Origin of the sequence: Streptomyces avicenniae (assembly GCF_000719135.1) — a bacterium.
In the GTDB taxonomy this organism is placed as follows: Bacteria; Actinomycetota; Actinomycetes; order Streptomycetales; family Streptomycetaceae; genus Streptomyces; species Streptomyces avicenniae.
The window spans coordinates 213,223-234,856 of the sequence record NZ_JOEK01000007.1; the positions used below are offsets into that span (position 1 = coordinate 213,223).

Consider the following 21,634-nt stretch of genomic DNA (forward strand, 5'->3'; position numbering starts at 1 on the left):
TGAGCCCGTGCCGCGACGGGGCCACCGGGACTCCGTCCCCCGTGCCGGGAGCCCAGGACGGTCAGGCGCGGGCCTCCTGGCCGTAGCCCTCGGGCATCGGGACGGGGTGCTCGGCGGCGCGGGATATCTCCTCCCAGGCCTCCCATGTCTCCCTGCGGCGGCGCGTGGTGTCCATCGCGTGGTCGTACACGGCGCTGCCGAGCAGGAGACGCAGCGGCGGGTCGTCGCTGTCCACGAGCTTCAGCACCGCCTCCGCCGCGAGGTGCGGAAGACTGTCCGTGCTCTCCCCCGCGTGCTCGGCCAGCCGCGCACGCAGCGGGTCGTAGGCCGGGAGCGGGTCGGCGGACGTCATGCTCAGATAGAGGTCGGTCCAGTACCCGCCGGGCTCGACGAGGGTCAGCCGGACACCGAACTCGGCGGCCTCCTGGGCGAGCGCCTCGCTCATGCCCTCCAGCGCGAACTTGCTCGCGCTGTACAGGCCGGTGCTGGGGTGGCCGCCCAGGGCGCCGATGCTCGATATCTGGACGATGTGTCCCGACCCCTGAGCCCGCAGGACCGGCAGCACGGCCTGGGAGACCCACAGGGCCCCGAAGAAGTTGACGTCGAACTGGGCGCGGGCGGCCTCCTCGGTGAACTCCTCGACCATGCCGAGGGCCATGGTGCCCGCGTTGTTGACGACGATGTCGAGGCGTCCGAAGTGGGCTGCGGCCCGGCGGACCGTGGCGGTGACGGCTTGGCGGTCCGTCACGTCGAGGGGGAGGACGAGCAGCCGGTCGCCGTGTTCGGCGGCGAGGTCGTCCAGGGTTCCCGTGGTGCGGACGGCGGCGGCGACACGGTCGCCCCGGCCGAGGGCGGCGGCCGTGAAGGCGCGGCCGAGGCCGCGTCCGGCGCCGGTGACGAACCAGACACGCGGGGCGGCGGCATCGGTGGTGGCGGCGGTGGCAACTGTGGCGGTGGTGGTCATGCTGGTCTCCCGTCGTCATGGCGGCTGAGCGGCTGGGCGCCGCCCCTGGCGAGACGAGACGGCCCGTCTCGCTCACTGGAATGAATGTAGCAAGCGGGGCGGCGGACCGTCAAGACGGTGCGTCTCGTCTCGCGAATGGGTAGGCTGGGGTCATGACGCAGCGCCCCAACACGGCACGCCGCAGCGAGACCGCCCGCCGCGCGATCCTCACCGCCGCCTTCGAACTGGTCGGCGAGGTCGGCTACACGAAGCTCAGCATCGAGGGCATCGCCGCACGGGCCGGTGTCGGCAAACAGACGATCTACCGCTGGTGGCCGTCGAAGGGCGCGGTGCTGTTCGACGCGTTCCTCATGCTGTCCGAGGACGCCGAGGCGCAGAGCGCCGAACTGCCCGACACCGGCGACCTGGAGGCGGACCTGAAGCAGGTCCTGCGCGCGACGGTCACCGAGCTGAACGACCCGGCCTACGACGAGCCGATGCGCGCGCTCACCACCGAGATCGCGCACGACCCGGAGCTGTCCGCCGCCTACACCGAGCGGCTGGGCGAGCCCATGAAGGAGCTGAAGAAGCGGCGTCTGCGCAGCGCGCAGCGCGCCGGTCAGCTCACGGAGACCGCCGATCTCGACCTCGTGGTGGACATCATCTGGGGCCCGGTCACCAACCGCTGGCTCCAGCGCAGCGGGCCGCTCACCGTCGAGTACGCCGACGCCATAGTGGAGACCGCGCTCTCGGGGCTGCGTCCGCGCGGCTGATCGGCCGCGCGGGAAACCCGGTGGGGCCCGCGACCCGTGCCGCGTACGGTCGCCCGCATGGCTGACGAGCTGTTCAACGATCCCCGGCTTGCCCCGCTCTACGACCCGGTCGAGTCCGACCGCCTCGATCTCGACGCCTATCTGCGCCTCGTGGACGAACTCGGCGCGCGGCGCGTGCTGGACATCGGCTGCGGCACGGGGGTCTTCGCGCTCCTGCTGGCCGGGCGCGGCGTGGAGGTGGTCGGCGTGGACCCGGCCGGGGCGTCGCTCGACGTGGCGCGTGCCAAGCCGGGCGCGGAGCGGGTCACCTGGCTGCACGGCGACGCCACCGCGCTGCCCCCGCTGCGCGCCGATCTGGCGACGATGACGGGCAACGTCGCCCAGGCGATCGTGGATCCCGGGGCGTGGCACGGGACGCTGGCCGGGGCCCACGCCGCGCTGCGGCCAGGGGGGCACCTGGTGTTCGAGACGCGGGACCCGGCGCGGCGCGCCTGGGAGGGCTGGAACCGCGGGGCGACGCACAAGGTCACGGACGTGCCGGGCGTCGGCGCCGTCGAGACCTGGGCCGAGCTGACCGAGGTGGCCTGGCCGCTGGTGACGTTCCGCTGGACGTACGTCTTCGCCGACGGCCGGAGGCTGACGTCCGACTCGACGCTGCGTTTCCGCGAGCGGGACGAGGTGGAGGCCGAGCTGGCCGCCCACGGGTTCGCCGTCCGTGAGGTGCGGGACGCGCCGGACCGCCCCGGAAAGGAGTTCGTGTTCGTGGCCAGGCGGCCCGAGGCGTGAGTGCGGGGCCCGTCCGCCCCCGCGTGGACGGCGGGGGCGGACGGGTGGACGTGGGGCGGCGGGCGGCGGCGCTCAGCCCGCGGTGACGCCCGGCGTCCGCCCCTGCGGCGGGACGGTCGCCGCGCCGCCCGCGTCCTCGACCGGGTCGGTGTTCAGCGAGTCGAGCAGCGCGTCGCGCTCCGCGGTCCGCTCGGGCCGCAGCAGCCCCACGCCGAGGTAGAGGACGAGCGAGGTGAGCAGCGGCAGCCCGACGATCGCCGCCTGCGTCGAGTCCTCGGCGACGTAGCGCACCAGGTACCAGACGAGCAGCCCACCGGCCCAGGACGTGATGGCCGCCGTGGGCCCGATCCGGCGGAACCAGGGCAGCAGCCCGAGCATCAGGGGGATGGAGATCGGTCCCATCGTCGCCGCGACGAGTTCGACGGTGGTTTCGAGGACGAATCCCTCGCCGCCCGTCGCGATGGCCAGGGTCATGCTGACGGACACGAACAGCACGGTCGTGATCCGCGCGAACAGCAGCTGCGCCGCGTCCGTCATACGCCGTACGCGCGGCACCAGCACCGGCGCGATGTCGCGCGTGATGACGGCGGTGATGACGTTCGAGTCGGACGCGACCATGGCCATGGTGTGGGAGAAGAAGCCCGCGAGCATCAGCCCGATGAGCCCGGCGGGCAGCAGTTCCTGGGCGAGCGCGATGTACGACTCCTCGCCGTTGCCGAGCCCGGGCACGATCAGGGGCGCGGCGATCATCGGCAGGAAGAGGATCAGCGGCCACACGAGCCACAGCGCGCTGGACAGCGCCGCCGCGCGCTTCGCCTCGGAGCCGGAGGGCGCGGCCATGTAGCGCTGCGCCAGGTTCCACATGCCGCCGTTGTACTCGAAGGTCTTGACCAGCAGGAACGCGAGGATGAGCCAGGTGGTGACCGAGCCGTTGACCGGGTCGCCGTGCCCGTCGGGCAGGTCGCCCCACATGGTGAAGGGGAAGTCGAAGCCCAGCTCGATCATGACCGCGACCAGCATGGCGACGCCCGCGACCGCCTGGATGACGAACTGGCCCATGTCGGTGAGGACGTCCGCCCACAGCCCGCCGACCGTCATGTACGCCATGGTGGCGACGCCGGTGAAGAGGATGCCGGTCTCCAGGGGGATGTCCGCGAAGCCCTGGAGCAGCACCGAGATGGCGACCCACTTGGCGGCGATGTCCACGACCTTGAGGGCCGCGCCGCTGTAGGCGAGGACCTGCTGGGTCGGCAGGTTGTAGCGCTGCGTGAGGTATTCGAGCGGGGAGGCGACGCCGTGCTTGGCGCGCAGCCGGTTCCAGCGGGCCGCGAAGAGGAACGCGCCGACGCCGACGCCGAGGCCGATCGTCAGCGGCCACCAGAAGTAGACGGTGACGCCGTCGTTGTAGGCGACGGCGGCGAACGCCACGAACATCACCGCGCTGTAGCCGGACATGTGGTGCGAGATGCCGGACAGCCACCACGGGATCTGTCCGCGCGCCGTGAAGAAGTCGGCGACGCTGTGAATGCGGTTCTTCGACCACCAGCCGATGGCTACGACCACGAGGAAGTAACCGGCGACCACGATCCAGTCCAACGCGGACATCCGCGGCTCCTTGAGAAGGGAAGGGACTTACCAATGGGCTCGCTTGGGAACGAAGTCGGGGGCGAAGGTCCGCATGTACGCGGTGTCGTCGCGGTGGCGGACGCCGCAGTCGAGGTACTGCCGGTGCATCCTGGCGAGGGCGTCGCGGTCCAACTCGACGCCGAGGCCCGGCCCTTCCGGCAGGGGGACGGCGCCGTCCACGAAGCGCAGGGCGCCGGGGGCGACGACGTCCTGGCCGTCCTGCCACGGGGTGTGGGTGTCGCAGGCGTGCGTGAGCCCCGGTGTGGCGGCGGCGAGTTGGGTCATGGCGGCGAGGCTGATGCCCAGGTGGGTGTTGGAGTGCATGGACAGTTCGATGCCGAACGTGTCGCACAGCGAGGCGACATGGGAGGAGCGCAGCAGGCCGCCCCAGTAGTGGTGGTCGGTCAGGAGGACGCCGATGGCGCCCTGGGCCACGGCGGGCGGCAGGTGTTCGTGCGTGACGACGCACATGTTGGTGGCGAGCGGCATGGGCACCTGGGGGGCGACCTGTGCCATGCCCTCGATGCCGGGGGTGGGGTCCTCCAGGTATTCGAGGACACCGGCGAGCGCCGTGCCGACGCGGACCGAGGTCTCGGGCGTCCAGGCGGCGTTGGGGTCGAGGCGCAGGGGGACGCCGGGGAAGGCGTCGTGCAGGGCGAGGACGGCGTCGATCTCCTGGTCGGGCGGCAGGACGCCGCCCTTCAGCTTGATCGAGCCGAAGCCGTACTCCTCGATGAACAGCCGGGCCTGGGCGACGATCCCGGCGGGGTCGAGGGCCGCGCCGAAGCGGTCGGGGGTGGCGCCGGGGTGGGCGGCCCACTTGTAGAAGAGGTAGGCGCTGTAGGGGACGGCGTCGCGTACGGGCCCGCCGAGGAGGTCGGCGACGCGCAGTCCGGCGGCCTTGCCGCGGATGTCGAGGCAGGCGACCTCGAAGGGGGAGAAGACGGAGTCCACGGTCTTGCGGGGGGTGGAGGCGCCGATGAGGCCGTGGCGGTCGGAGACGACGTCGCCGCCGAGGCCCGCGGCGACGGCGGCGTACAGGGCGTGGTGCGCGTGGACGTCGATGCCGGTGAGCAGGGGGGCGACGGCGTGGAGCCGTTCGAGCTGGGCCAGGTCGCCGTAGGTCTCGCCGAGCCCGGTGACGCCCTCGTCGGTGACGATCTCGACGATCGCCCGCAGGGCCCACGGCTCGTGCACGCCCGAGGCGTTGAGGAGCGGCGGGTCGCGGAAGGCGACGGGGGTGATGGTGAGGTCACGTATGCGCATAGGGCGGTTCATCCACATCGTCTGACGGCACTCACTCGCCCCCGCCCATTCATCTATCTGAACGGGGAACATTATCTTGAACGGACGGAACGCAACTGTAGGAGTGCGCCCCAGGAGCGTCAAGGGTCCGGGCACGGCCGCCCGGCCGGGTCCTCGTTCAGCTGGCTGAACGGCAAACGGCACGGCGGGAGTTCACCGCCGTGCCGTCCCGTACCGCCGCGTGGGGCTCACCCCGGGGCGTCGCCCGCCGTCCGCAGCGCGGCGGCCAGCACCTCGGCCAGGTGCCGCGCCCGGCCGCCGCCGAGCTGGTCGAGCTGGGTGCGGCACGAGTAGCCGTCCGCGAGCAGCACAGCCCCCGGCGGCGCCGACCGTACGGCGGGCAGCAGCGTCTCCTCGGCGCAGGCGACGGACACGGCGTGGTGGCCGCGCTCGAAGCCGAAGTTGCCCGCGAGGCCGCAGCAGCCCGCCGCCAGGTCGCCGGTGAGGCCCGCGCGTTCCCGCAGCCGCCGGTCGGCGGCGTCGCCGAGGACGGCGTGCTGGTGGCAGTGGGTCTGGCCCACGACGGGCCGCCCGACATGCGGCGGCTGCCAGTCGGGGGCGTACTCCTCCAGCGTCTCGGCGAACGTCCGCACGCCGTCCGCGAGCCGCCTGGCCCGGGGGTCGTCCGGCAGCAGCTCGGGCAGGTCGGTGCGCAGCGCGGCGGCGCAGGGCGGCTCCAGGACGGTCACGGGAAGCCCGGCGTCGAGCGCGGGCGCGAGGTGGTCGAGGGTGCGGCGCATGACGGCGCGGGCGCGGTCGAGCTGCCCCGTCGTGACGTACGTGAGGCCGCAGCAGACCGTGCGCGGCGGGACGACGGGGCGCAGCCCGGCGTCCGTCAGCACGTCGGCCGCCGCGTCGCCCGCCTCGGGCGACAGGTGGTTGGTGAAGGTGTCGGGGAAGAGCACGACGGGCCGCCCGGTCGCGGCGCGCCCCGGGGCGCCGCGCCACCGCCGGGTGAACGGCCGCGCGGCGAGCGGCGGGACGGCCCGCTCGGGTGCGACGCCCGCCAGGCGTTTGGCCAGGGCCGCCAGCGGACGGACGCGCGCGGCGGCGTTCGCGGCGGGCGCGGCGCGCAGCGCGGCGACGAGCCGCAGCCACTCGGGCAGCCTGCCCAGCGCGTAGTGGGCGGCGGGCCTGCGGCGCCCGGCGTAGTGGTGGTGCAGGAACTCGGCCTTGTACGTGGCCATGTCCACGCCGACCGGGCAGTCGCTGCGGCAGCCCTTGCAGGACAGGCACAGGTCCAGCGCCTCGCGGACCTCGTCGGAGCGCCACCCGTCGGTCACGACCTCGCCGATCAGCATCTCGTGCAGCAGCCGGGCCCGGCCGCGCGTCGAGTGCGTCTCCTCGCCCGTGGCCCGGTACGAGGGGCACATCACGCCGGAACCCGGCGTCGTCTCGCGGCACTTGGCGACGCCGACGCAGCGGCGCACCGCCGCGGAGAAGTCGCCGCCGTCCTGCGGGTAGGCGAACGCGACGGGTTCAGGACGCCGCGGCATCCCGGCGAACCGCAGGTGCGCGTCGATCGCCGCAGGGCGCGCCAGGACGCCGGGGTTGAGGGCGCCGTCCGGGTCCCACAGGTCCTTGAAGTCGCCGAAGACGCCGACCAGTTCGGCCCCGTACATCCGGGGCAGCAGCGCGGCGCGCGCGAGGCCGTCGCCGTGCTCGCCTGACAGCGATCCGCCGTGCGCGACGACGAGATCGGCCAGCTCGCCGCCGAACTCGCGGAACCGCGCGATGCCGTCCGCCGTGAGGAGGTCGAAGTCGATGCGAATGTGAACGCAGCCGTCCCCGAAGTGCCCGTACGGCGCGCCCCGCAGGCCGTGGTCGCGCAGCAGCCCGCGGAACTCCCGCAGGTACGCGCCGAGTCGCTGCGGCGGCACCGCGCAGTCCTCCCAGCCGGGCCACGCCTCCCCGCCGTCCGGCATGCGCGTCGCCGTGCCCGACGCGTCCTCGCGCACGCGCCACAGCAGCCGTTGCTCCGCGTGAGCGGTGACGACGCGCAGCCCGGTGGTCGCGTCCCCGGCCGCGCGGCCGAGCGCGCGGGCCCGCTGCTCCGCCTCGGCCGGGCTGTCGCCGCCCGCCTCGACGAACAGCCACGCCCCGCCGGGCGGCAGCGCGGCCCGCGCGGCGGGGGACGGCACGAGGTCGGCCGCCATGCCCTCGACGGTCAGCGGCCCGTGGGCGAGCAGCCCGGGGGCGGCCTCGGCGGCGGCCGACTCGTCGGGGAAGCCGAGGACGGCGAGCGCCCGCGCCCGTGGCGCCTCGACCAGCCGGACCGTCGCCTCCGTGAGGACACCGAGCGTGCCCTCGCTGCCGGTGAAGGCGCGCGCCCAGTCCCGTCCTTTCTCCGGCAGCAACTCGTCCAAGGCGTAGCCGGAGATGCGGCGCGGCAGGTCGGGATAGCCGGTGCGCAGCAGCGCCAGCCGCGCGGAGACCAGCTCGTCCACGCCGCGCCGCAGCCCCTCGGGCACGCCCGCGCCGCCGCGTTCGAGGCGGGCGGGCGCGCCCCGGTACGTGAGGACGTCGAGGGCGCGCACGTTGTCGGCCGTCGTGCCCCAGGCGACGGAGTGGGAGCCGCAGGCGTTGTTGCCGATCATGCCGCCGAGCGTGCAGCGGCTGTGGGTGGACGGGTCGGGGCCGAACGTGAGGCCGTGCGGTGCGGCGGCGGCGCGCAGCGTGTCGCAGACCGCACCGGGCTGCACCACCGCCGTGCGCGCGTCGGGATCGACGTGCAGGACGCGGTTCATGTGGCGCGTGAAGTCGAGGACGACGCCGGTGCCCGTGGCCTGTCCGGCGATGCTCGTGCCGCCGCCGCGCGGGACGACGGGCGCGCCGTGCTCCCGGCAGACGGCCAGCGCGGCGGCCACGTCGTCCGCGTCACGCGGGGCGACGACGCCGACCGGCACGCGCCGGTAGTTCGAGGCGTCCATCGTCGTCAGGGCGCGCGCCGCCGTGCCGAAATCGACCGTGCCGCGCACGGCCGAACGCAGCGCCGCCGCCAGCTCCGTTGTGTGCAGAATCGGCTCCATGCCCCCAGCGTGCACCCTGCGGAGCGGCGCGCCGCGCGGCGTGTCCGATCGCGAACGACGAGGGGCGGAGGAAAACGTTCATTTTCCGAAAGAAGAGTTGCCCTGTTGTGACCCCAAGCCGCCTATAGTGTGGGCCACTTGCACCACCCGTCTCCCGGCCCCAGGGATTCGTTCATGACAGCGCACATCCCCCCGGCGCGCCGCTGGACGGCGCGTCCTCCCCTCAGGCACACCCTCCTCGCCCTCGCGCTCTCCACCGCTGTCGCCGCGGGCGGCTGGTTCGCCGCCGTCCTCGCGGCCCCCGCATCCTTCAGGGCCCCGCTCGCCGTCGGCGCGGGCGTCGCCGGGGCGGCGCTGGTCACCGCCGTCACCCTGGCCGTCCGCGCGGGCGGCGCCCACCGGGCCCTGCGCCGCGCGCTCGTGGAGGCCGACCGCGAGGCGGAGGCGTTCGTCGGCGGGACCGTGCCCGAGATGGTGGCCAGGCTGCGCGGCGGCGCGTCGCCCGAGACCGTCCTCGCGTCCTTCCCGGAACCGGCCGACGAGGCGTCACGGCAGGTCATGCGCGTCCTCGCCACCGAGATCGGGCGCAGCGAGGCGAGCAAGGCCGCGGCGACCGCCGCCTGCGCCAACGCCGCAGGGCGGATGCAGGCCCTCGCCACCAGCACGCTCGCCAGCCTGCGCGAGATGGAGCACCGGCACACCGAGGACGCCGTGCTGGAGGACCTGCTGCTCCTCGACCACCGCACGGCCCAGGCCGGGCGGCTCGCCGACAGCATCGCCGTCCTCACCGGGGCGCGCTCGGGCCGGCGCTGGCCGAAACCCATCGGCATGGAGAGCGTGCTGCGCGGCGCGATGGGCCGCATCGGCGGCTACCAGCGCGTGCGGCTGCACTCGGCGCTCGACGTCGCCGTCGCCGGGCACGCCGCCGAGGCCGTCATGCACGCCCTCGCCGAACTGCTCGACAACGCGGCCAACTTCTCGCCGCCCACCGCCGAGGTCCACGTCTACACCGAGCAGGTGCCGACCGGGGTCGTCGTCACCGTCGAGGACAGCGGCCTCGTCATGAGCGAGGCGGCCCTGCGGCGCGCCGAACGGGCCGTCGCCAGCGACGCCATCGACCTGACGACGCTCTCCGGCACGCGGCTCGGCCTCGCCGTCGTCGGCGTGCTGGCGAGCAAGCACGGGCTGTCCGTCTCGTTCCGCCCCTCGGCGCGCGGCGGGACCGGCGCGCTGCTCCTCGTGCCGCAGGAACTGATCACCGCGCACCGGCCGGAAGGTCCGCAGGGCGCCGCCGCGTTGGAGACGGGCAGGACGGTCCGCACCCGCCGCCTCGCCGCCGCGCCGAAGCCCGCAGAACTCCCCCCGGCCCCGGGCCCGGAGGCGGCACCGGCCGAACGGCCCGCGACAGGCCCAGGCGGCCTGCCGCAGCGCCGCCGGGGCGGCACGCTCACCGGCGACCGCGCGGCCCGCGCGGCGGCCCACCGCACGGACGACGGCGAAGGCAGCACCCACAGCAGCGGGAACGGCGCCGCCCGGCCGCACTCCCCCGCCGAATCGGCGGCACGCTTCGGCGCGTTCCGGCGCGCCGTCCAGGGCGGAACGCAGGACACCGACCGCACCACCCCGCCCCTGGAGGACGACACCCCATGACCGCCCTTTCCCCGGGTGCCCCCCAGGCACGGACGGACCACGGCCCCGGCACCGCCGACGACCGCCTCGCCTGGCTGCTGACCGGCCTCGTCAGCCGCACCCCCGGCGCACGCCACGCCCTCGTGCTGTCACGCGACGGGCTGAAGCTGAGCCGTACGCCCGAGCTGTCCGAGGACTCGGCCGACCAACTGGCCGCGATCGCGGCGGGGATGCAGTCCCTGGCGCACGGCGCGTCCATCGAGTTCGGCGACGGCACCGGCGGCGTCAGGCAGTCGATGACCGAGTTCTACGGCGGCCTGCTGTTCATCGTCGAGGCGGGCTCGGGGGCACACCTCGCGCTCGTCGCCGACGACGACGCGGACGCCGGGCTGATCGGCCACAACATGACGGAGCTGGTCGAGCAGCTCGGCGAGTACCTGAGCGCCGCGCCCCGCGAGGGCGCGGACCCGGCCACGGGCCCGGGCGGCGACAGAGCATGAGCCCGGCGGGCCGGGACGACGACGACCCCGCGCGTCTGTACACCCTCGTCGGGACGCGCGGGCGCGCCGCCCGCGCCGCCGCCGCCTCGTTCGACCTGGTCACCCTCGTCGTCAGCGAGGCGGAACCGGTCCCCGGCATGCAGTCGGAGCACGCGCGCATCCTGCGCCGCTGCCGCCGCCCGGCCGCCGTGGTCGAGCTCGCGGCAGAACTGGGCCTGCCCGTCACGCTCGTGCGGATGATGCTCGGCGAACTGCTCGTCTCCGGCGGCGTGTCCGTCCGCCGCGCCCGGGCCTCGTCCGCCGGGCAGGCCGACCCCCGACTCCTGGAGCAGGTACTCGTTGGACTCCGTAATCTCTGACCCGCTCCCCGGCCCCCCACCCCTGGGGCCCTCCGTGGACACCGGCCTGAAGATCCTGGTCGCCGGTGGCCTCGGCGCGGGCAAGACGACGCTCGTCCGCTCCGTCAGCGACATCAGGCCGCTGGACACGGAGGAGATCATGACGCGCGCCGGGCAGGACGTGGACGACCTCACCGGCGTGCGCGGCAAGGGCGGGACGACCGTCGCGTTCGACTTCGGGCGGATCGCGCTGGACGAGCGGACCGTCCTCTACCTCTTCGGCGCGCCGGGGCAGGAGCGCTTCCGCTTCCTGTGGGACCGGCTGTTCACGGGCGCGCTGGGCGCGGTCGTCCTGGTGGACACGCGGCGGCTCGCCGACTCCTGGTACGCCATCGACCGGCTGGAGGCGCAGGGCACGCCGTTCGTCGTCGCGCACAACGACTTCGGCGGGCCGCGCCACAGCCACGCCCGGATACGCGAGGCGCTCGACCTGCGGGAGGACGTGCCGCTCATGGACTGCGACGCCAGGTCCCGCGCCTCGTGCAAGGCCGTCCTCCTCACCCTCGTGCACCACCTGTCCGGCCGGGAGACCGCCGTATGACGCCCGACACCCCACCCCACGCCACCCCCGGCGCCGTGCCCCTGGACGGCACGCGGTTCGCGGGCGATCCCGCCGCCCTGTACCGGCGCCTGCGCGACCGGCACGGGCCGGTCGTGCCGGTGACGCTGACCGGCGGGCGGCCCGCCTGGCTGGTCATCGGCTACCGCGAGGCGCACCACGTCGCGGGCCATCCCGAGATCTTCGCGCGCGACCCGGGGACGGCGGGGCACGGCGGGCCGCCGTCCCTCGCCGCGCTCGACGGCGACGCCCACGAGCGCCGCGCGGGCGCGCTCGGGGACGCCCTGGAGGCCACCGAGCCGCTCGGCCTGCGCCGCGCCGCGGAACGCGCCGCCGACGCCCTGGTGGACACCTTCTGCGCCCGGGGCCGCGCCGACCTGACCGCCGACTTCGCGGAGCCGCTGACCGCCCGCGTCCTGACCGGGCTCTGTGGCTTCCCCGACGCAGAGGCGCACCTGGTCGCCGCCGCGCTCGGCGCGCCACCCGACGAGGGCGGCGAGGGCGACGAAGGCAGCACGGCCCGCGCCGACCTGACGGCGGCCGTGGCCGCGCTCGTCACCCGCCGCCGCGCCACCGCGCCACCGCCAGGCTCCGGCGACGGCCGCGGCCCCGACCTCGTCTCCCGCCTCCTCGCCGACCCGCGCGCCCTCACCGACGAGGAGGTGACGCGCGACACGACGGCCCTCCTCACCACGGGCCACCGCCCCACCGCCGACTGGATCGGCAGCACCCTGCGCCTGATGCTGACGGACGACCGCTTCTCCGCGCCCGTCTCCGGCGGCAGGCACAACGCGGGCGACGCCCTGCACGAGGTGCTGTGGGACGACACCCCGACGCAGAACGCCCCCGGCCGCCGCGCCACCCGCGCCACCCAGCTCGGCGGACGCAGCATCGCCGCCGGGGACCTCCTCGTCCTCGGCCTTCAGGGCGCCAACGGCGACCCCGAGATCCGCCGCGCGGCGGGCGCCGACGCCGAGGCCGCGTTCTGGGTGACGGGCCTCACCGGCATCAGCACGGCGGGCAACCGCGCCTACCTCTCCTTCGGCCACGGCACGCACCGCTGCCCGTTCCCCGCCCAGGAGATCGCCGAGACCGTCGCGCGCACCGGCGTCGAGGTCCTTCTCGACCGGCTGCCCGACATCGCCCCCGACACCCAGGGCGGCGCCCCGTCGCGCCGCCCCTCGCCTTGGCGGCGCGGCCTGGCGGCGCTCCCGGTGCGCTTCCAGCCCACGGCGGAACGGGGGGCGGGCGGGCGCTGAACCGGGCCGCGGGGCGGCGCCGCTGTTCATCCCCTGGTCCTGATGTGCGGGAGGGGCGCCGGAGGGACTACGCTCCGGCCCGTGGCCGATATCCAGATCCCCGCTGACATCAAGCCCGCCGACGGCCGGTTCGGCGCGGGCCCCTCCAAGGTGCGCACCGAGGCGCTCGCCGCCCTGGCCGCGACCGGTACCTCCCTGCTCGGCACCTCCCACCGGCAGGCGCCGGTCAAGAACCTCGTCGGGCGGGTGCGCGACGGCGTACGCTCCCTGTTCTCGCTGCCGGAGGACTACGAGGTGGTGCTCGGGAACGGCGGGACCACCGCGTTCTGGGACGTCGCGACGCACGGCCTGATCGAGGCGAAGTCGCAGCACCTGTCGTTCGGGGAGTTCTCCTCGAAGTTCGCCAAGGCCGCCAGCAAGGCGCCCTGGCTGGACGAGCCGACCATCATCACCGCCAACCCCGGCACGCACCCGCAGCCGCGCGCCGAGCGCGGCGCCGACGCGTACGCCTTCACGCACAACGAGACGTCCACCGGTGTCGCCGCGCCCATCGCGCGCGTCCCCGGGGCGGACGACGGGTCGCTCGTGCTGGTGGACGCGACGTCGGGCGCGGGCGCCCTGCCGGTGGACATCACCGAGACCGACGTCTACTACTTCGCGCCGCAGAAGGTGCTGGCGGCGGACGGCGGCCTGTGGATCGCGGCGTTCTCCCCGGCGGCCCTGGCCCGCGCGGAGCGCATCGCGGCGTCCGGGCGGCACATCCCCGAGTTCTTCTCGCTGCCGACGGCGATCGACAACTCGAAGAAGAACCAGACGTACAACACCCCGGCGCTGACGACACTGTTCCTCGTCGCGGACCAGCTGGAGTGGATCAACGGGCAGGGCGGCCTCGACTGGGCGACCGCGCGCACGGCCGACTCGTCCGGGCGGCTGTACGCGTGGGCGGAGAAGTCGGAGTACGCGACGCCGTTCGTGACGGACCCCGAGCAGCGTTCGCAGGTCATCGGGACGATCGACTTCGCGGACGGCGTGGACGCGGCGGCCGTCGCGAAGGCGCTGCGGGCCAACGGGATCGTGGACACCGAGCCGTACCGCAAGCTGGGCCGCAACCAGCTGCGGATCGCGATGTTCCCGGCGATCGAGCCGGACGACGTCGAGGCGCTGACGCGCTGCGTGGACTACGTGATCGAACGCCTCTGACGCCGCACGGCGCGCTCGTCCCGGTGCCCGGCCCCCCGTTCGCGGGGTGCCGGGCACCGGTGCGTCCCGGCCAGGGTGCCGCCGGGAATTGACCCACGGAAGTGGCCCTTCAATGCACCTCATGACGGGTCTTCCGCGGCCGTAACGTCGGTGGTGACAGCAAGGACCCACCCGACAGGGGAGACGTCATGGACACCAGCAGCACCACGCCCCGCACCCGCCCCGTGCTCGTCCGCGCCGAGGAGGCCGAGACCCTCCAGGACGGCGCCACGAGCCTGATCACCCTCCTCGCCGACGCGGGCGCCACGGGCGGCGCGCTCACCGCCAACAAGGCGACCTTCGCGAAGGGCTCCCCCGGCGCCCCGGCCCACTTCCACACCAAGGCCACCGAGCTGTTCTTCGTCCTGGACGGCACGATGCGCATCCTCGTGGACGACACGGTCCTGACCCTCGGCAAGGGCGACTTCCTGACGGTGCCGCCGACCGTGCCGCACGCCTTCGCCCCGGCCCCCGGCGCGGAGGCGGAGCTGCTCGTCGTGTTCACGCCGGGGCTGCACCGCTTCGACTACTACCGCCTCCTGGAGCGCGTCCACCGCGGCGAGGCCACCGTCCAGGACATCCGCGACAGCTCCGAGCAGTACGACAACCACTACTTCGACAGCCCGGTGTGGCAGCAGGCGCTCGCCGCACGCTGACGGCCCGCCGCCGCCCCCCTCGTCCCGCCCCGGAAAGCAGACCTCGCCATGCCCGTCACCGCACCGGAGACGGCGCCCCGCCGCCGTCCAGGACCGACCCTCGCGCTGCTGGCGTTCGCCCAGCTGATCATCTCCATCGACTACAACATCGTCTATGTCGCCCTGCCCGAGATCGGCTCGGGCCTCGGCTTCTCCGCGCAGAACCTCCAGTGGGTCATCAGCGCGTACGCCGTGGCCTTCGGCGGCTTCCTGCTGCTCGGCGGCCGGGCGAGCGACCTGTTCGGGCCCCGGCGGATGTTCGTCCTCGGCCTCGGCCTGTACGCCGCGTCCTCGCTGCTCGGGGGCCTGGCCGGATCACCGGCGCTCCTGATCGCGGCGCGCGCCCTCCAGGGCGTCGGCGGCGCCTTCCTCTTCCCCGCGACGCTGACCCTCGTCTCCACGGGCTTCGCCGAGGGCCGGGAGCGCAACCGGGCGTTCGCCGTGTGGGGCACGGCCGGGGGCAGCGGCATGATCCTCGGCTCGCTGCTCGGCGGTGTGCTGACGGACGCGTTCGGCTGGGAGTCGGTGTTCTTCGTGAACGTCCCGCTGGCCGGGGCCGCCGCGCTGCTCGCGTTCGTGGTGATCGCCCCCGACGCGGCGCGGCGCGGCGGACGCTCCGTGGACGTCGTCGGCGCGCTGACCTCGACGCTCGGGGTCACGGCGGTGGTGTTCGCGCTGGTCCAGGGCCCGGAGTCCGGCTGGCTCTCGCCCCAGGTGCTGGCCGCCGCCGTCGGGGGCGCCGTGCTGCTCGCCGGATTCGTCGGCGTCGAGCTGCGCAGCGCCGACCCGTTGCTGCCCCTGCGCCTCTTCCGCAACCGGAACCTGAGCGTGGGCACGGCCGTGACGTTCCTCTACATGGGCACGTTCGGGACGCTGCTGTACTTCCTGACGGTCTACTTCCAGGGCGTGCACGGCTACGACGCGCTGACGACCGGTCTCGCGTTCCTGGTGCCCATGGCCGCCATCGCGCTGGGCTCGCAGACGGCCGGGCGCCTGGCCACCCGGCACGGCATCCGTCCGGTCCTGGTCGCCTCGCTGGTCGTCGGCGGCGCGGGCGCGGTGCTCGCCGGGGCCGCGATGGCGACGGACGCCTCGTACTTGGCCCTGGTGCCCGGCCTCGTCGTGCTGGGCATCGGGCAGGGGGCGGGCTACACGCTGATGTTCGGTGCCGCCGCGCTCGGGGTCGCGGCGGAGGACCAAGGCATCGCCTCGGGGGTCGCCTCGACGAGTCAGCAGGTCGGCGGCGCCGTGGGGCTCGCGCTGCTGGTGGCGGTGGCCAACGCGGGGCTCGACGGCCTGGGCGGCGAAGCGCTCCGCTCCGCGACCACCGAGGGCCTGCGCACGGCGGTGTTCGTAGCGGCTGCCGGGATCGCGGTCACGGCGCTGGTGGCGCTCGGGCTGCGCGGGCCGGGGGCGGCGTACGTCGCGCGGCACGCCCCCGCGGCGGAGGGCCGTGAGGTCGTCCCCGTCTGACCGGCGGCGGAGGGACGAACGCGGGCGCCGCCTGGCTCAGGCGGCGCCCGCGCCGTGCTGCGGCGGCGGGGGGAGGACGCGGCGCAGCGCGTCGAGGGCGGCGGGGAAGCGGTGGTCGGGGGGCGTGGCGTAGCCGACGACCAGGCCGTCGCGGTGCGGTTGCGGGCTGTCGGGGTGGCGGAAGGCGGCGAGGCCGTCGAGGGCCAGGCCCGCGCGGGCCGCCGCCGCGACCGTGGCCGCCTCGGTGCCGTCGGGGAGCCGCAGGACGGCGTGCAGCCCGGCGGCGATGCCGGTGACCTCGACGTGCGGGGCGGTGCGCGCGAGCGCGTCGAGGAGCGCGGCGCGGCGCGTACGGTAGCGCTGCCGCATGCGCCTGACGTGCCGGTCGTACTGCCCCGAGGTGAGGAAGTCGGCGAGCGCGAGCTGGTCGGTGACGCCCGCCCACGCCTCGCGCTGCCCCTTCGCGGCGAGGACGGCGTCGGTCAGGCGCGGCGGCAGGACCATCCAGCCGAGGCGGATCGCCGGGGACAGGCTCTTGCTGACCGAGCCGAGGTGGACGACGTGGTCGGGGTCGAGCCCTTGGACGGCGCCGACGGGTTCGCGGTCGTAGCGGAACTCGCCGTCGTAGTCGTCCTCCAGCACGACGCCGCCACGGGCCCGCGCCCAGTCCACGGCGGCCGTGCGGCGGGCGGGGGCCAGGGGGCCGCCGGTGGGGAACTGGTGGGCCGGCGTGAGGAGTACGGCGCGGGCGCCGTGCCGTCCCGTGGTGCCGGGGTGGGTGGCGAGCAGGTCGGTCCTGGCGCCGGCGGGGTCGAGGCCGAGCGCGACGGTGCGGACGCCGGCCGCGTCCAGGATGCCGCGGTGGAACGGCAGGCCGTACGGCTCGACGGCCAGCGGACCGGCCAGGACGCCGCCGCCGAGGAGCAGCCGCAGGCCGTGGGCGACGCCTGAGCAGATGACGATGTGGTCGGGGGACGTGCGCACGCCGCGTACGCGTGCGAGGTGGTCGGCGAGCGCGGCGCGCAGTTCGGGCCGCCCCTGCGGGTCGCCTGGCGCGTAGGCGTCGTGCGGGGCGGCGGTCACGGCGCGGCGTACGGCGGCGATCCAGGCGGTACGGGGGAACGCGGTGGCGTCGGGCTGGCCTTGGCGCAGGTCGTGCGGGGCGTGGGCCGCGTGCGGCGGGGGCTTCCCGGGGGCGCTCGTCGGCCGCGCGGCGACGCGTTCCGCGACGCGTGTGCCGGAGCCCTGGCGCGCCGTGAGCCAGCCTTCGGCGACGAGTGCGGCGTACGCGTCGGCGACGGTGTTGCGCGCGACGCCCAGGTCGGCGGCCAGCGCGCGGTACGGCGGCAGCCTGGTGCCGGGGGCGAGTCGTCCCGTCCTGACGGCGTCCCGCAGCGCCGCCGCGAGGGCGGCGCGGCGCGGGCCGGTCGGTGACAGGTCGAGGTGCAGGTCGGATTCCGGCACGGGACCAGCCCCCTTCCGCCTGTCGATCGGCTGCCCAGGCTAGTCCCGCACCGCACCCGCCGCGTCCGGCGCCGCCTCGGGGCGCGCGGGGCGCAGCGCGCCGGTGACGAGGGAGGCGCCCGCCAGCAGGACGAGCACGACGGTCATGGCCGCGCGCAGCCCGACGTGGTCGGCGAGGAAGCCGAGGGACGGCGGGCCGACGAGGAACGCGCAGTAGCCCGCCGTCGCCACGGCCCCGACGCGCGCCGCCGCGTCGCGCGGGTGCTCGCCCGCCGCCGAGATCGTGACCGGGAAGCCGAGCGCGGCGCCGAGGCCCCACAGCACCACCGCCGCCCCGGCGACGGCCGGGCTCGGCGCGAGCACGACGACCGCCACCCCGGCCGCCGCGACCAGCGCGCTGGCCCGCACGACGCGGACGCGCCCGAAGCGCGTCAGCAGCGGCCCGCCCGCGAAGCGCCCGGCGGTCATGGCGACGGCGAACGCGAGGTAGGTGAGCGAGCCCGCGGTCGCGCCCGTGCCGTGTCCGTCCACCATCAGCAGCGGCAGCCAGTCCCCGGCCGCGCCTTCGGCGAAGGCCATGGCGAGGACGACGAACGCGATGAGGACGAGCCGCCCGTCCCGCCACACGCGCAGCCGCTCGCCCAGGCCCCGCGCGCCCTCGACGGGCGCCTCGGTGGCGCCCGTGCCGGGCGGGATCGCGCGGACGGCCCAGACGGACGCGGCGGCGGTGAGCACGGCGACGGCCAGCAGGTGCGGGCCGACCGGGACGGGGACGGCCGTCATCACCATGCCGAGCAGCGCGCCGACGACCGTGCCGAGGCTGAAGCAGCCGTGCAGCACGGGCAGGACGGGCCGCGCGAGGGCCCGTTCGACGGCGGCGCCCTCGATGTTGACGGCGATCTCCGACAGGCCGACCCCTGCGCCGAAGAGCGCGAGGCCGACGAAGACCCCGGGCGTCAGCGATGCGGCGGCGGTGCCCGCGACGGCGGCGACGCCCGCCGTCATCAGCGCGGCGCCGACGCCGATGGCGGCCCGGCCTCCGTGGCGGCGCACGACGCCGCCGGACGCGAGGACGCCCGTCATCGAGCCGGTGGAGAGCCCGAAGAGGACGAGGCCCATGGTGCCGGTGGAGACGTCCAGGGCGTCCCGGACGGCCGGGGTGCGGGCCACCCAGGAGGCGAAGCTCATGCCGGTGACCAGCATGTACAGGCAGATCGCGGCGCGGTGGCGGCGGATCGTGGCGGTGCGGACGTCCATGGCGGTGTGCGGGCCTCGCTGTGCGGTTCCGTGCGACGAGCGTACGTTCGTACGCCTCAAGTGTACGATCGTACGCGTGACCACTGACCACTTCGCCGGAGACCCCCGCACCCAGCACGAGCGGATGCTCGCCGGAGACCTGTACATCGCCGACGACCCCGCGATCGAGCGGGAGCAGCGCCGCGCGATCCGCCTCGCCGCCGCCTACCAGGCCGCGTACGTGGCGGACCCGGACGCCGCCCGTCCCCTCCTCGCCGAACTCCTCGGGCACCTCGCGCCGGGCGCGCACATCAGGCCCCCGCTGTACGTGGACTACGGCGCGCACCTCAGCGTCGGCGAGGACACGTTCGTCAACTACAACCTGACCGCCCTCGACGTCGCCGCCATCACCATCGGCCGCGACTGCCAGATCGGGCCCAACGTCCAACTGCTCACGCCCACCCATCCGGTCGAGCCGCAGCCGCGCCGCGACAAGCTGGAGGCCGCGCTGCCCATCACCATCGGCGACAATGTGTGGCTCGGCGGCGGCGTGATCGTCCTGCCGGGCGTGACGATCGGCGACGACAGCGTCATCGGCGCCGGGTCGGTCGTCACGAAGGACGTCCCGGCCGGTGTCGTCGCGGTCGGCAACCCGGCGCGCGTCATCCGTACGCTCTGAGGTTCCGACGCCCTGACCAGTCCAGGAGGCACCAGGTGGCGACCGGCCATGTCGATCCCGAACGGCGGGAGCGCATCATCGGCGCCGCCCTCGACCTCGTCGCCGAGGAGGGCGTCGCCGGGGTGTCGCACCGCAAGATCGCGGCGCGCGCGGGCGTCCCCCTCGGCTCGATGACGTACCACTTCCGCAGCATGGACGCGCTGCTGCGGGAGGCGTTCACCTGCTTCTCCGGCACGGTCGTCGCCGTCTTCGAGGAACGGCTCGGCGCGGCGGCGACCTGTGAGGAGGCGGCCGAGGCCGTCACCGGCCTCATCCACCACCTCTCCTCCGGCGACCAGCGCGAACTGGTCCTGACGCACGAGCTGTACACCCTGGCCGCCCGCGAACCCGCCTACCGCGAGCTGACGCACACCTGGATGAACCGCAGCCGCCGCATCCTGGAGCGGCACTTCGACGCGGCCACGGCCCGCCAGCTCGACGCGCTCATCGAGGGCATGTCGATCCACCGCGCGCTCGACACCGAGCCGCACGACCGCGCGCTGACGGCCGACGCCGTCGCCCGCATCGTCGGCGGCGCGGCCGGGCGGGCCGCCGACGCGACCGCGACCACGACCGCGACCGCGACCGCCGGGGCGGCGCGCGCCGGTTGACCGCCCCGGGGCGCGGACGCGGCGCAGATCACAAATCGGTTTCGGTCATATCGCACATCGGCCTTCACAAGACGGGCCCCGGGTGGCTAGCGTGCAGCGCCAGAAGGCCCGCCGCTCCCGCCCCACCCGCCCCGCGCGGACCGGGAGCCACGGAACGCTAGGAGGCCACGGCCGTGGGTACCCATCGCAAGCCGCGCACCGGAGTGCTCGACTCCCCCGCGGCGCGCCGTGGCGCGATCGGCGTCGGCGCCGCCGCGCTCGCCTCCGCGTCGCTGCTGTCCCAGCCCGCCTCGGCCGACGACGCGGACCCGCCCTCCGTCGAGGAGCAGCGCGACCGGGCGGACGACGCGCGCGGCCGGGCCCTGGAGGTCCGCGAGCAGGTGGACGCCCTGTACCGCGACGCGGGCGCGGCCACGCAGCGCTACAACGAGGCGCAGGAGGCCGTGGAGCGTCAGGAACGGTCCGTGGACGACCTGCTGGGCGAGGCTGCGGACGCCACGGACCGCGTGAACGAGGCGCGCCGCACCCTGGGCGCGTACGCCGCCGCCCAGTACCGCTACGGCACCGGGCTCTCCGACACGGCGCACCTGCTGCTCTCCGACGACCCGCAGAGCTTCTTCAGCAACCGCCACACGCTCAACCGCCTCGGCGAGGTGCAGCAGCAGGCACTCACCGACTTCACGTCCGAGCAGCGCGCCGCCGAGGACCGGCGGGCGGAGGCGGCGGACGCGCTGGCCGGGCTTGAGGCGTCGCAGGTGGACGCGCAGGCGCGGAAGGAGGAGGTGCAGGGCCGCCTCGCGGAGGCGCAGGCGCTGCTGAACGAGCTGTCGGCCGAGGAGGAGGCGCAGCTCGCCGAGTTGGAGCGGCTGGAGCGCGAGGAGGCGGAGCGTCAGGCCGCCGCTGCCGCCGCCGAGGCGGCGGAGCGTGAGGAGGCGGCGCGCGAGGCCGCCGCGCGGGAGGCGGCGGAGCAGGAGCAGGCGGACGCACCGGCCGACACCCCGCCGCCCGCCACGGACGACGGCGGGAGCGACAGCGACACGTCGAGCCGGGCCGAGCAGGCCATCGCGTTCGCCGAGACGCAGCTCGGCAAGCCGTACGTGATGGGCGGCACGGGCCCGAACAGCTGGGACTGCTCGGGGCTGACGCAGGCCGCGTGGCGCGCGGCGGGCGTGGAGCTGCCGCGCGTGACGTGGGACCAGGTGAACGCGGGCACGTCCGTCCCGCGCGACCAACTGCGGCCCGGCGACCTGGTGTTCTTCTACGCGGACATCAGCCACGTCGGCCTGTACATCGGCGACGGGATGATGATCCACGCGCCGAAGCCGGGCGCGTACGTGCGCTACGAGTCGATCGACTACATGCCCTTCCACAGCGCCCGCCGCCCGGGCTGA

General features: G+C 75.1%; 19 protein-coding genes. 13 read left to right on the forward strand and 6 right to left on the reverse strand.

What is annotated here, in order from left to right:
* Window positions 1-61 precede the first annotated feature (61 nt).
* Window positions 62-964: an SDR family oxidoreductase gene (locus IF27_RS13535; protein ID WP_052849774.1), complete on the reverse strand. Its 903-nt coding sequence runs from the start codon at window positions 962-964 to the stop codon at window positions 62-64.
* A gap of 152 nt (window positions 965-1,116) precedes the next feature.
* Between IF27_RS13535 and IF27_RS13540 the strand changes: the two genes are divergently transcribed.
* Together IF27_RS13540 and IF27_RS13545 are read left to right on the forward strand one after the other, a co-directional pair.
* On the forward strand, window positions 1,117-1,716 hold the full coding sequence (locus IF27_RS13540; RefSeq protein WP_052849775.1) for a TetR/AcrR family transcriptional regulator: 600 nt from the start codon (window positions 1,117-1,119) through the stop codon (window positions 1,714-1,716).
* A gap of 57 nt (window positions 1,717-1,773) precedes the next feature.
* Entirely contained in the window at window positions 1,774-2,502 is a 729-nt protein-coding gene (locus tag IF27_RS13545) for a class I SAM-dependent methyltransferase (RefSeq protein ID WP_052849846.1), read from the forward strand.
* A 72-nt stretch (window positions 2,503-2,574) separates the two neighbouring features.
* On the opposite strand, the gene IF27_RS13550 is transcribed toward IF27_RS13545, so the two are convergent.
* The 3 genes from IF27_RS13550 to IF27_RS13560 all read right to left on the reverse strand — a co-directional run bounded on the left by IF27_RS13550 (window position 2,575) and on the right by IF27_RS13560 (window position 8,462).
* The gene (locus IF27_RS13550; protein WP_052849776.1) at window positions 2,575-4,107 is read right to left on the reverse strand and encodes a sodium:solute symporter family protein; all 1,533 of its coding nucleotides are present in this window, start codon (window positions 4,105-4,107) and stop codon (window positions 2,575-2,577) included.
* 27 nt (window positions 4,108-4,134) lie between these two features.
* A complete protein-coding gene (locus IF27_RS13555) occupies window positions 4,135-5,394 on the reverse strand; it encodes a glucarate dehydratase family protein (protein ID WP_110945847.1) in 1,260 nt (419 codons plus the stop codon).
* Between the two features lie 227 nt (window positions 5,395-5,621).
* Window positions 5,622-8,462 carry an FAD-binding and (Fe-S)-binding domain-containing protein gene (locus tag IF27_RS13560; protein WP_052849777.1) on the reverse strand — a complete coding sequence of 947 codons (2,841 nt, stop codon included), beginning with the start codon at window positions 8,460-8,462 and terminating at the stop codon, window positions 5,622-5,624.
* A 174-nt stretch (window positions 8,463-8,636) separates the two neighbouring features.
* On the opposite strand from IF27_RS13560, the gene IF27_RS13565 reads away from it, so the two are divergent.
* The 8 genes from IF27_RS13565 to IF27_RS13600 all read left to right on the forward strand — a co-directional run bounded on the left by IF27_RS13565 (window position 8,637) and on the right by IF27_RS13600 (window position 16,214).
* Window positions 8,637-10,112 carry a sensor histidine kinase gene (locus IF27_RS13565; RefSeq protein ID WP_052849778.1) on the forward strand — a complete coding sequence of 492 codons (1,476 nt, stop codon included), beginning with the start codon at window positions 8,637-8,639 and terminating at the stop codon, window positions 10,110-10,112.
* The gene (locus tag IF27_RS13570; RefSeq protein WP_052849779.1) at window positions 10,109-10,591 is read left to right on the forward strand and encodes a roadblock/LC7 domain-containing protein; all 483 of its coding nucleotides are present in this window, start codon (window positions 10,109-10,111) and stop codon (window positions 10,589-10,591) included. Before IF27_RS13565 ends, IF27_RS13570 begins: the two co-directional genes overlap by 4 nt.
* Complete coding sequence (locus tag IF27_RS13575) at window positions 10,588-10,950, forward strand: DUF742 domain-containing protein (RefSeq protein ID WP_052849780.1); 363 nt, start codon at window positions 10,588-10,590, stop codon at window positions 10,948-10,950. The genes IF27_RS13570 and IF27_RS13575 overlap by 4 nt, the downstream gene beginning before the upstream one ends.
* Entirely contained in the window at window positions 10,931-11,530 is a 600-nt protein-coding gene (locus IF27_RS13580) for a GTP-binding protein (protein ID WP_420822006.1), read from the forward strand. The genes IF27_RS13575 and IF27_RS13580 overlap by 20 nt, the downstream gene beginning before the upstream one ends.
* Complete coding sequence (locus IF27_RS13585; protein WP_052849781.1) at window positions 11,527-12,807, forward strand: cytochrome P450 family protein; 1,281 nt, start codon at window positions 11,527-11,529, stop codon at window positions 12,805-12,807. Before IF27_RS13580 ends, IF27_RS13585 begins: the two co-directional genes overlap by 4 nt.
* Window positions 12,808-12,888: 81 nt before the next feature.
* Window positions 12,889-14,007 carry a phosphoserine transaminase gene (gene serC, locus IF27_RS13590; RefSeq protein WP_052849782.1) on the forward strand — a complete coding sequence of 373 codons (1,119 nt, stop codon included), beginning with the start codon at window positions 12,889-12,891 and terminating at the stop codon, window positions 14,005-14,007.
* Between the two features lie 188 nt (window positions 14,008-14,195).
* Window positions 14,196-14,702 (forward strand): cupin domain-containing protein, encoded by a 507-nt coding sequence (locus IF27_RS13595; RefSeq protein ID WP_052849783.1) that lies wholly within the window; start codon window positions 14,196-14,198, stop codon window positions 14,700-14,702.
* 48 nt (window positions 14,703-14,750) lie between these two features.
* A complete protein-coding gene (locus tag IF27_RS13600; protein WP_052849784.1) occupies window positions 14,751-16,214 on the forward strand; it encodes an MFS transporter in 1,464 nt (487 codons plus the stop codon).
* A 36-nt stretch (window positions 16,215-16,250) separates the two neighbouring features.
* On the opposite strand, the gene pdxR is transcribed toward IF27_RS13600, so the two are convergent.
* Window positions 16,251-17,678 carry a MocR-like pyridoxine biosynthesis transcription factor PdxR gene (pdxR, locus tag IF27_RS13605; RefSeq protein ID WP_223291051.1) on the reverse strand — a complete coding sequence of 476 codons (1,428 nt, stop codon included), beginning with the start codon at window positions 17,676-17,678 and terminating at the stop codon, window positions 16,251-16,253.
* 39 nt (window positions 17,679-17,717) lie between these two features.
* Window positions 17,718-18,935: an MFS transporter gene (locus tag IF27_RS13610; RefSeq protein ID WP_052849786.1), complete on the reverse strand. Its 1,218-nt coding sequence runs from the start codon at window positions 18,933-18,935 to the stop codon at window positions 17,718-17,720.
* Between the two features lie 76 nt (window positions 18,936-19,011).
* Here IF27_RS13610 and IF27_RS13615 point away from each other — a divergent pair, with 76 nt between their 5' ends.
* From IF27_RS13615 to IF27_RS13625, 3 genes are all read left to right on the forward strand, one after another.
* The gene (locus IF27_RS13615; protein WP_052849849.1) at window positions 19,012-19,593 is read left to right on the forward strand and encodes a sugar O-acetyltransferase; all 582 of its coding nucleotides are present in this window, start codon (window positions 19,012-19,014) and stop codon (window positions 19,591-19,593) included.
* Between the two features lie 35 nt (window positions 19,594-19,628).
* Window positions 19,629-20,243, forward strand: a complete 615-nt coding sequence (locus IF27_RS13620) for a TetR/AcrR family transcriptional regulator (RefSeq protein ID WP_052849787.1) — start codon at window positions 19,629-19,631, stop codon at window positions 20,241-20,243.
* 173 nt (window positions 20,244-20,416) lie between these two features.
* On the forward strand, window positions 20,417-21,634 hold the full coding sequence (locus tag IF27_RS13625) for a C40 family peptidase (RefSeq protein WP_052849788.1): 1,218 nt from the start codon (window positions 20,417-20,419) through the stop codon (window positions 21,632-21,634).

What these genes read in the sequence shown, in the direction of transcription:
- IF27_RS13560 (WP_052849777.1), bottom strand. Translation starts at nt 8,462, where the DNA reads ATGGAGCCGATTCTGCACACAACGGAGCTGGCGGCGGCGCTGCGTTCG.
- IF27_RS13585 (WP_052849781.1), top strand. Translation starts at nt 11,527, where the DNA reads ATGACGCCCGACACCCCACCCCACGCCACCCCCGGCGCCGTGCCCCTG.
- IF27_RS13565 (WP_052849778.1), top strand. Translation starts at nt 8,637, where the DNA reads ATGACAGCGCACATCCCCCCGGCGCGCCGCTGGACGGCGCGTCCTCCC.
- IF27_RS13600 (WP_052849784.1), top strand. Translation starts at nt 14,751, where the DNA reads ATGCCCGTCACCGCACCGGAGACGGCGCCCCGCCGCCGTCCAGGACCG.
- IF27_RS13570 (WP_052849779.1), top strand. Translation starts at nt 10,109, where the DNA reads ATGACCGCCCTTTCCCCGGGTGCCCCCCAGGCACGGACGGACCACGGC.
- IF27_RS13555 (WP_110945847.1), bottom strand. Translation starts at nt 5,394, where the DNA reads ATGCGCATACGTGACCTCACCATCACCCCCGTCGCCTTCCGCGACCCG.
- IF27_RS13545 (WP_052849846.1), top strand. Translation starts at nt 1,774, where the DNA reads ATGGCTGACGAGCTGTTCAACGATCCCCGGCTTGCCCCGCTCTACGAC.
- IF27_RS13610 (WP_052849786.1), bottom strand. Translation starts at nt 18,935, where the DNA reads ATGGACGTCCGCACCGCCACGATCCGCCGCCACCGCGCCGCGATCTGC.
- IF27_RS13540 (WP_052849775.1), top strand. Translation starts at nt 1,117, where the DNA reads ATGACGCAGCGCCCCAACACGGCACGCCGCAGCGAGACCGCCCGCCGC.
- IF27_RS13550 (WP_052849776.1), bottom strand. Translation starts at nt 4,107, where the DNA reads ATGTCCGCGTTGGACTGGATCGTGGTCGCCGGTTACTTCCTCGTGGTC.
- IF27_RS13595 (WP_052849783.1), top strand. Translation starts at nt 14,196, where the DNA reads ATGGACACCAGCAGCACCACGCCCCGCACCCGCCCCGTGCTCGTCCGC.
- IF27_RS13535 (WP_052849774.1), bottom strand. Translation starts at nt 964, where the DNA reads ATGACCACCACCGCCACAGTTGCCACCGCCGCCACCACCGATGCCGCC.
- IF27_RS13575 (WP_052849780.1), top strand. Translation starts at nt 10,588, where the DNA reads ATGAGCCCGGCGGGCCGGGACGACGACGACCCCGCGCGTCTGTACACC.